The following is a 2,379-nucleotide window of genomic DNA, read 5'->3' on the forward strand; positions in this document are numbered from 1 at the left end:
GTGTGCGCGGGGCGTGGCGCCGGCCGGGCGCCCGTGGGGGGCGCACGGCGCGCGGGGACGGGGGATGGCTGCGATGCTGAAGGTGCGGAAGGACCTTCAGCACGGCATTACCGCCGACGATGTGACCGTCACCGGGGTGAGCGCCTTGGCAGAGGTAGGCGACAGCGCTCGGGGACCGACCGTTCCGAACACACCACGCACCGACCCGCTCGGCTTTCCGCTGCTGCACACGCGGATCACGCCGCGGGTCATCCCACCGACCCATCTGCGGCGTCCCCGGCTGCTGCGCCGGCTGGACGACGCTCTGGACGCCCCGCTGACGGTCGTGAACGGGCCGGCGGGCGCGGGGAAGAGTCTGCTTGCGGCCGACTGGGTCGCCGGCCTGGGCCAGCCTGTCGCCTGGCTGAACGCGGAGGCCGAGGACCGGCGCCCCGGTGTGTTCTGGACCTATCTGCTGCACGCTCTGGACGGCTGCGGCAGCCCGACGGGGGACGCGGTGGGAGCGCCGGCGGAGGCCGCCGGGGTGGACCGGAGGCTGCTGGCGGCGCTCGCGGCCGAGCTGGAGGCCCGCACGGAACCGCTCGTGGTGGTGATCGACGAGTTCGAGCGGGTGACCGGTCCGGAGGTCCCGGAGCAACTGGAGTTCGTCCTGCACCACGCGGGGCGGGGGCTGCGGCTGGTGCTTCTGTCCCGGGTGGAGCCGCTGCTGCCGCTGCACCGCTACCGGGCGGCGGGTGAGCTGGTCGAGATCCGCGCGGAGGATCTGGCGTTCGAGCCGGCGGAGGCCGCCGCGCTGCTGGGGTTGCACGGGCTGAGCCTGCCGGCGGCCGTGTGTCGCGGTCTGGTGGAGCGGACCCGGGGTTGGGCGGCCGGGCTGCGGCTGTGCGCCGTGGCGGCGGTGGGCGCGCCGGATCCGGCGGTCTACCTGAAGGAGTTCGAGGCGAACCAGAGCCCGGTCGCGGACTTCCTGTCCGCGGAGGTCCTGGCCCGGCAGCCGGCCGACGTCCAGGACGCCCTGCTGCGGCTGAGTGTCCTGGACCGGTTCTGTCCGGACCAGGCGAACGCGCTGACCGCGCGGCGGGACGCGGAGGGGCTGCTGCTCGGGCTGCGGCGGGAGAACGCGTTTGTCGAGCACCTGGGCCAGGAGTGGTACCGGTTCCATCCCCTGTTCGGCGAGATCCTGCGGGCGCATCTGCGGCTGCGGCTGCCCGGTCTGGAGCCGGAGCTGCACCGGCGGGCCGCTCGCTGGCTGCGGCGGTCGGGGGACCTTCGGGCCGCGCTTGCGCACGGCGCCGCCGCCGGCGAGTGGGACTTCGCCGCGCAGACGCTGGTCGACGAGCTGGCGATCGGGCGGTTGCTGACGGGGCTGCGTGCGACGGACCTCAGCGAGCTGTTCTCGGGGATGGAGCCCGGGGCGACAAGCCCGGCGGCGGACCTCGTCAGGGCCGCGCTCGACCTCGCCCGGTGCGACGTCCGGCACGGAAGGCCGCCGCTGCGGCGTGCCGGAACGCGCCTGGCCGAAGCGGAGCGGGAAGCCGCGGCACGGGACGGCGCAAGCGGCTCGTCCGTGCCTGAGGCGGCGGCGCGGCTCAGCTGTGCGCTGCTGGAGGTGCTGAGCGCCCGGCTGACGGGGTCCCCCGACCGGGCCGAGGAGGCCGCGGAGGCCGCGGACGAGCTGCTTCAGGAACTCCCCCGGCCGCTTCTCGACGACCATCCGGAGCTGCCCGCGCTCCTCCTCACCCATCTGGGGTCGGCCCGGCTGTGGGCCGGGCGGTTCGAGGAGGCGGACCGGGCGCTCAGCGCGGCCGCGAAGGGGCCGGACGGCGCGTCGACCGTGCTGCCGCGCGAGGACTCGGTGGGGCATCTGGCGCTGATGGACCTCCTCGACGGTTGGCCGGGGCGCGCGGAGCGGCGGGTGCTCGCGGGGGTGTCCGAGGCGGAGCGGTTCAGCCTGCCCGAGGGGTCCCGGCCTCCCGTGGGGCGGCTGGTCCTGGCCGCCGTGGCCCTTGAGCGCCACGATCTCGGGCGGGCGCGGGAGCTGCTTGACGAGACGGCCCTGTCCGGGTCCTGCAACGGGGACCCGGTGGCGGCGGCGGAACAGGCGCTGGTGACCGCCCGGCTGCTGCTGGGTCGTGGCAGGGCGCGGGACGCGGCGGAGGCGATCGAGACGGCGGACGTTGCGGGGTGGTCGTCGGCGACGGCGACGGCCTCGCCGTGGGCGACCGGCCACCGGTTGCTGGTGACCGCCGCCGGCCGGTTGGCCGAAGGCCGCCCGGAGGAGGCGGTCCGGGTGCTGGGCGAGGTGTCGCCCGAGGGGTCGGTCACGGCGGAGGCCGCCGGGGGGCTGGTGGTGGCGGAGGCGGCTGGGCTGCTGGCTGT

At 76.1% G+C, this 2,379-nt stretch carries 1 protein-coding gene; it reads left to right on the top strand.

The window, feature by feature from the left end:
* Nucleotides 1-64: 64 nt before the first annotated feature.
* A partial coding sequence (locus GL263_RS25185; protein ID WP_182858045.1) for a winged helix-turn-helix domain-containing protein occupies nucleotides 65-2,379 on the top strand: 2,315 nt, incomplete at its 3' end.

Source organism: Streptomyces durbertensis (assembly GCF_014156695.1).
In the GTDB taxonomy this organism is placed as follows: domain Bacteria; phylum Actinomycetota; class Actinomycetes; order Streptomycetales; family Streptomycetaceae; genus Streptomyces; species Streptomyces durbertensis.